The organism is Vibrio sp. V23_P3S9T160 (assembly GCF_963886625.1).
Taxonomy (GTDB): Bacteria; Pseudomonadota; Gammaproteobacteria; order Enterobacterales; family Vibrionaceae; genus Vibrio; species Vibrio anguillarum.
Genome location: NZ_CAWPDB010000046.1, coordinates 1 through 5,996 on the forward strand (window position 1 = coordinate 1; position 5,996 = coordinate 5,996).

Here is a 5,996-nt window from a genome sequence, read left to right on the forward strand (position 1 = left end):
GTCACGCACAGGGCAAACCATTTGAAAAGATGGGACGCAAAGCCTCCGGCCTAAACCGACTATTCGGTAGGTAGCGGGGTTGCCGATGGCAAATATGCAAACGTTAAGTTTACCCCTTACTGACACTCTTTCTGCATAAGTTTGCTAATCTCTCGGACCTGATTTTGGTGGCGTTTTTCCCATACACCGAGAATTTACAGCATGGATAAACCAGTACTTAAAGATTCAATGCGACTCTTCGAACAACTTGGACGCGTTAAGTCCCGTTCAATGTTTGGCGGCTTCGGCATTTTCGTCGATGACACCATGTTTGCTTTGGTCGTAAACGATAAACTTCATATTCGCGCAGACGATCTATCAACCTCTCGCTTTAAAGAGCAAGGCTATGAGCCCTATATCTATAAAAAACGTGGGTTCCCTGTCGTCACAAAATACTTCGCATTACCTGACAATTGTTGGGAAAACCCTTCGCTTATTTTACGAGATGCTGCTGTCGCACTCGAAATCGCCAAACAAGAACGAGAAGTTCAAGCCCAAACGAAGCCAGAACGCCTAAAAGATCTCCCAAACCTTCGACTCGCCACCGAACGTATGCTTAAGAAAGCAGGGATAGAATCTGTAACGGATTTGCATACAAAGGGGGCTTTGGAAGCCTATAAAGCGATTCAGCAAACCCATTCTTCTTCAATCAGTCTTGAATTGCTATGGGCCCTTGAAGGTGCGATTGAAGGCAAGCATTGGTCGGTTATCCCACAATCTCGACGCGATGAATTAGCTAAAAGCCTTTAACTTCCGAGTAAATAAATATCTCGATTAAATAATCAAATACGCTCGCATCACCATGCGGGCGTTTTTTTAATCCCGTTTTGAAATATAAATTCGACTTCCTCTGTCTTCTTCACTATATCTAGTAAAATATGTCGTTTTGAGGAACACCATGAATAAAAAACTTCTCTTAGGCTTGGCTTTATTTGCCTTTATTGTCTTTTTGATTGTAAATTTTGGCCACTATCTAACGTTAGATAATGCCAAAGCACAGCAAATGCTATTAAACGAATACATTAGCCAAAACGTGATCAGCGCTGCTTTGATCTATTTCTCACTCTATATTGTGCTCACGGCTTTCTCTATCCCAGGTGCGGCGGTCGTCACGTTACTGGGCGCTGCGCTGTTTGGTTTTTGGACTAGCTTACTGCTTGTCTCCTTTGCCAGCACCATAGGCGCAACTATCGCCTTTTTGAGTAGCCGTTTCTTACTGCGTGAATGGATTCAAACAAAATTTGGTCAAAAGCTGCAAACGATTAATCAAGGCGTTGCAAAAGATGGGGCATTTTATCTATTCTCACTGCGCTTAATTCCGGTTTTCCCTTTTTTCTTGATTAATTTATTAATGGGCCTAACACCCATATCAACCGCTCGCTTTTACCTGATTAGCCAACTCGGTATGTTGCCCGGCACTGCCGTTTATCTGAATGCTGGTACTCAACTAGCTGAAATTGAAAGCTTATCCGGTATTGTATCTCCTTCGGTTTTGCTTTCATTTGCTCTATTAGGTCTTTTTCCTATTCTCACCAAGTGGATTATGGCCAGATTGAACAAAAACCCAACTTCCGCCTGAAGTGAATAATGATGAAAATTTGTGTTTCAAACCACCCGATAGAGGCATATATAGTTTGTCAGTATTTACAGCAATTCAATATTCGCTGTGAAGTGAGAGGCGATAACTTATACGGCTTAGGTGGAGAGCTCCCTTTTTCAGAAGAAACCTTGCCTTATATATGGCTGTTGGATGAAGCTCAAATCGCCGAGGCTCAAGCACAATTATTGGCCTATCAGATAGAAGAGATAAACGAAGAACCTAACTGGGTTTGTGGACAGTGCAACGAGGAAAATGGGCCGCAGTTTGCAGCCTGCTGGTACTGCGGTTGTTTAGATTCAGACTAACGAGTCTGATGCTGGCGGATGAACTCAATTGAATGGCGGTTAAACATCTCAGATTGTTCAACATTGCACACGTGGCCGCAATCTGGGATCTCTAATAACACACTTTGTCTATGCATTGCCACCATGTCTTTAACGGGTTGAATGAACATATAGTCTCTCTCTCCCATAAGATAAAGAGTGGGAATGGGCAGCTCTTTCTCTTTGAAGCATTTCATCAGAGGATTGACTTCGGAAGTCAGCATAAACCAGCGTTTAAACTCTTTTTGGCACAGCTTTTTCGCTTCTCGAATAAAAAGATGGCGTGACTCTTTTTGGTTACGTTGTGGCATTACAATGTAAGCAAACAGACGATAAAGCCACATGTAAGGAATGATGTGTTTACTCAAATTACCCAACTTTACGAGCACTTGAGAGCGCACATTCAAACGGGTTATCGCTCCCCCCAAAACCATAGAGCAAACTCGCCCAGTCGCCATTTCAGCAAGATTACGCACAATAATGGTGCCGAGTGACATTCCAACAAAATGGGCAGACTGAATTTTCAAATGATCGAGCACTTTGAGAATATCAAGAGTGACGGATTTAAACGTGTAACGATTTGCCATCAACTCTTTAAACAGTTGGTTTGACTTGCCATGACCTCGTAAATCAACTAATAACAGGTTGAAATGCTCACGGTACGCTTTGATTTGCTTAAACCAGATGGATGAACTTCCACCTGCACCATGCACAAAAACAACCCATTCATCACTGGTGGGATGCAGGTAGGTCTTATGGAAAAGTAGGCTATGAGACATACAAAACCGTTAATCAGCTTCAATTTGAGAAACGCAAGACTACCACAAAACGGGGGCTGAATAGCAAAAAATCATGCGGGCTCGTTCGGCTAAACAAGTAAGGCGCCAAAGCGCCTTACTTGTTATAAAAACATCAGTCATGGAACGCGAGATGATACATCTTGATGTACTCTTTCGCTGAATCCTGCCAGCTAAAATTTTGTCGCATCGCCCTCTGCTGAACCTCCAACATAGTTTCGGGATGTTGAAGATAAAACAGCATCGCTCGCTGCATTGCAATAAGCAGTGCTTCTGGAGAAGGATCATGAAAACCAAAGCCGGTCGCTTCTTCAGGAAACTTATCATAATCACGCACGGTGTCTTTTAAACCACCAACTTCACGAACGATGGGCAGCGTGCCATAAGCCATGCTGTAGATCTGATTCAAACCGCAAGCTTCAAATTCTGAAGGCATTAAGAAGAAATCAGAACCGGCTTCAACCAAATGTGCAAAACGATTGCTATAAGCTTCAACAAACGCAAATTTATCAGCATGCTTCGCCGCCATTTTATGTAGCTGAACAGCAACTTCAGGCTCTCCTGTGCCAACAATAATGAGCTGAGCATCATTGCGTAAGAACGACTCTAGTATAGGTAAAATGTAGTGGAAACCTTTTTGGTGGGTGAGTCGACAAACCATCCCAAACAAAGGCAAGTCACGCTGAGGTAATTGCAGCTCCTCTTGCAACATGCGCTTACTCGCCCGTTTGCCCGCTTGAAGTGATTCAGCTTCATCACAGTAGCCAAGAGGAAGAAATTCATCGTTTTGTGGATCCCACTCGCTATAATCACACCCATTAACGATACCGTGCAAATCTCTAGCTCGGTGAACAAAATCATCTACCAACCCATGAGAGCCAAGCGGTGTTAGCAGCTCGGAAGCATAATTAGGGCTAACGGCATTGATTTTGTCAGCAAAGGCAATCCCTGCTCTTAGCATACTGACGTGATCGTGTCCGTAGCGTAAAAATTCCATGCCAGATAAGTTCAATTCTGGGATTATCTCTAATTGATGATAAGAAAAAATACCTTTAAAAATCGCGTTGTGAACGGTCAATACGCTTTTCATATCAGAAAAATAAGCGTCATGCTGGTAACGCGTTTTCAACAAAAATGGAACCAACCCTGTATGCCAATCATTTGCATGGATAATCTGTGGTTTTTTACCGAGCTTAGGCAAAACATCTAGGCTAGCTGCTGAAAAGAAACCAAAACGCTCGCCATTATCAGCGTACGCCTGGTTATTCTCGCCATACATTTGTGCTCGGCCAAAATATTGTTCACATTCAATTAAATACACGGCCACTCCATCTAGCTCCATCTGACGGACCAGATATGAAGTATGAGGCCAATGGGTAAGCTCAGTTTCTAGCACAACAGGAGCATCTGAAATGCCCAATATAGAACGATAAGCAGGTAGCACAATAGCTACCTGATGACCTAACTCTTGCAGTGCTTTAGGCAGTGCTTTGGCCACATCGGCCAAACCACCACTTTTGATCAAACCTTGAGCTTCTGAAACGGTAAACCAAACATCGATTTTTTCCATTCTAGAATCCAACTTTTGTTCCTTTTGCGATAACAACGATGCCCTCATCAGAAACATGGAAACGTTGTCTATCGAGTTCTAAATCTTCACCAATGATAGTACCTGGTGCTATTTCGACATTTTTATCAATAATCGTACGCTTAATTGTACATCCTTCGCCAATTTTAACATCACCGAGGATCACGGATTCACTCACTAAAGTGTTGGCTCCGATGTTACTGCGGTAGCCTAGTACCGATTTATAAATTTTCGCACCTTGAATGTAGCTTCCGCCGGAGATCAAGCTGTCGGTGATCTGTACTTTACGATCGTGTGAATCAACAAAGGTTGCAGGTGGCAACGGTGGATAATAAGTGTGGAGAGGCCAGCTACGGTTATACAACGAAAAATCGGCATCATGCTCTAATAGATCCATGTGCGCTGCCCAGTAGGCCTCAATCGTACCAACATCACGCCAGTAGGTTGTGTCTTTTTCGCCTTTGATTTTATTGGTTGAAAAATCATAGACATAAACCTCTCCTTCCGGGAAAAGTTTAGGAATAATATCTTTGCCAAAATCATGACTGGAATGATTATCTTCAGCATCACGACGCAGTTCTGCACAGAGTTTATCTGTATCGAATATGTAGTTACCCATAGAAACAAGTGCAAGGTCTGGGTGCCCAGGGATCGCTTTAGGGTTGCAAGGTTTTTCTTCAAAACCGACCATTTTTCCGGCTTCATCAACTTCGATCACACCAAACTGAGACGCTTCTTTCAGCGGCATTCTCAGCGCAGAAACGGTCAGTTTTGCGTCTACACGTTTATGGAAATCGAGCATCTGGCGGATATCCATTTTATAGATATGATCAGAGCCAAAAATACATACTTGGTCGGGGGTAGAGAGTTCAATAAAACGAATATTCTGGTAGATAGCATCCGCAGTACCTTCGTACCAGCGCTTGCCATCACGCATCTGTGCGGGGATTGAATCGATAAACCGATCAGTGATGCCCGAAAGGTTCCAGCCTTTCTTCATATGTAAATACAACGATTGTGATTTAAATTGTGTAAGCACGTAGATACGCATCAAATCCGCGTTTACAAAATTATTCAAAGCAAAATCGATTAAACGATAACTGCCACCAAATGGCACTGCAGGTTTACTACGAGATTCCGTTAAAGGCATCAAGCGCGAGCCTTCGCCACCAGCAAGGATCATTCCTAAAACACCAGCCATTTTAATTCTCCTTATTTCATTCTTATATTTGCATTCCATACCTTAATTTACAGGGGATGTATGGATGCTATCCTTATTGACCACTTGCAGTGGGCTGTATGAAACTCCCTCACCACCCTAAATGCAATCGGTTGTTTATACGTTATCGAATTAAAGAAATAATACAATTTTAAATACGCTGTTCTGGCTTGTCTGAACCCTTTAGTTTGCTAACTCCTAACCTAGCTCACATTTACAGCTCGGTGTAACATATAAACATAACAATGTATTAACTAATCATTTTTATTCACTTTATTGATGCATTCTTAATTTTATATACACTCTCTTTTTATTAAAAATACAACGAATTTATGACGCTATGTTTACTAGGTTAAAGACATAAGTATTAATTAAACCAAATATTTTGATTTCAGTTATTAAGTAGCATGAGCTGATAGCAAGGTGCTGA

General features: G+C 42.2%; 6 protein-coding genes and 1 riboswitch. Of the genes, 3 read left to right on the forward strand and 3 right to left on the reverse strand.

What is annotated here, in order from left to right; genetic code table 11:
* Nucleotide 1 precedes the first annotated feature (1 nt).
* A riboswitch (cyclic di-GMP riboswitch) is annotated at nucleotides 2-87 on the forward strand.
* Between the two features lie 114 nt (nucleotides 88-201).
* The 3 genes from AACU59_RS02940 to AACU59_RS02950 all read left to right on the forward strand — a co-directional run bounded on the left by AACU59_RS02940 (nucleotide 202) and on the right by AACU59_RS02950 (nucleotide 1,944).
* On the forward strand, nucleotides 202-789 hold the full coding sequence (locus tag AACU59_RS02940) for a TfoX/Sxy family DNA transformation protein (RefSeq protein WP_013857073.1): 588 nt from the start codon (nucleotides 202-204) through the stop codon (nucleotides 787-789).
* A gap of 148 nt (nucleotides 790-937) precedes the next feature.
* Nucleotides 938-1,618: a TVP38/TMEM64 family protein gene (locus AACU59_RS02945; RefSeq protein WP_026028026.1), complete on the forward strand. Its 681-nt coding sequence runs from the start codon at nucleotides 938-940 to the stop codon at nucleotides 1,616-1,618.
* A gap of 8 nt (nucleotides 1,619-1,626) precedes the next feature.
* Complete coding sequence (locus AACU59_RS02950; RefSeq protein WP_081244899.1) at nucleotides 1,627-1,944, forward strand: putative signal transducing protein; 318 nt, start codon at nucleotides 1,627-1,629, stop codon at nucleotides 1,942-1,944.
* Here the strand turns inward: AACU59_RS02950 and AACU59_RS02955 are convergent.
* The 3 genes from AACU59_RS02955 to glgC form a co-directional block, all read right to left on the reverse strand.
* Nucleotides 1,941-2,741: an alpha/beta fold hydrolase gene (locus AACU59_RS02955; protein ID WP_017043918.1), complete on the reverse strand. Its 801-nt coding sequence runs from the start codon at nucleotides 2,739-2,741 to the stop codon at nucleotides 1,941-1,943. The genes AACU59_RS02950 and AACU59_RS02955 overlap by 4 nt on opposite strands.
* A gap of 133 nt (nucleotides 2,742-2,874) precedes the next feature.
* Complete coding sequence (gene glgA, locus AACU59_RS02960) at nucleotides 2,875-4,329, reverse strand: glycogen synthase GlgA (RefSeq protein ID WP_013857077.1); 1,455 nt, start codon at nucleotides 4,327-4,329, stop codon at nucleotides 2,875-2,877.
* A 1-nt stretch (nucleotide 4,330) separates the two neighbouring features.
* Nucleotides 4,331-5,548: a glucose-1-phosphate adenylyltransferase gene (glgC, locus tag AACU59_RS02965; RefSeq protein ID WP_013857078.1), complete on the reverse strand. Its 1,218-nt coding sequence runs from the start codon at nucleotides 5,546-5,548 to the stop codon at nucleotides 4,331-4,333.
* Between the last annotated feature and the right edge of the window lie 448 nt (nucleotides 5,549-5,996).